The sequence below is a fragment of the Neptuniibacter pectenicola genome, from assembly GCF_001597735.1.
Classification (GTDB): Bacteria; Pseudomonadota; Gammaproteobacteria; order Pseudomonadales; family Balneatricaceae; genus Neptuniibacter; species Neptuniibacter pectenicola.
This window is the reverse complement of the sequence record NZ_LUTS01000105.1, coordinates 1-343: the sequence shown is the minus strand read 5'-3', so window position 1 is coordinate 343 and position 343 is coordinate 1. Positions and strand designations below refer to the sequence as shown.

General features: G+C 59.5%; 1 protein-coding gene. It reads left to right on the top strand.

From position 1 onward, the window contains the following. Window positions 1–254: hypothetical protein (locus tag A3773_RS19875; RefSeq protein WP_197462860.1), on the top strand; the 254-nt coding region annotated here is incomplete at its 5' end. Window positions 255–343: the final 89 nt, after the last annotated feature.

The window sequence follows — 343 nt, the reverse complement described above, 5'->3', positions numbered from 1 at the left end:
AAGAGGAGGAGGGGAAAAGAAGGGGGGGGGGGACGGGGGGGAAGGAAAAAAGGGGAGAAGAAAGGGGAAGAGGGAAGAGAGGGAAGAAAGGGGAGAAGGAAAAAAGGGGGAAGGAAAGAGAAGGGGGAGGGAGGGGGAGAGAAGGGGAGAGGGAGGAAAGGAGGGAAAGGGGAGGGAAGGGGAGGAAGAGAAGGAAAGAGGGGGGGGAAGGGGGAAGGGAAAGAATAAGAAGAGGAAGGGAAAGGGGGGAGTAATGGCGAGGACGAGCGGAGGGGGAAGGGGGAGAGGGGGAGTGGGGTCCTTGGAGCGATAGATCGGTATTGCGATATGGGCGCGTGCAGGA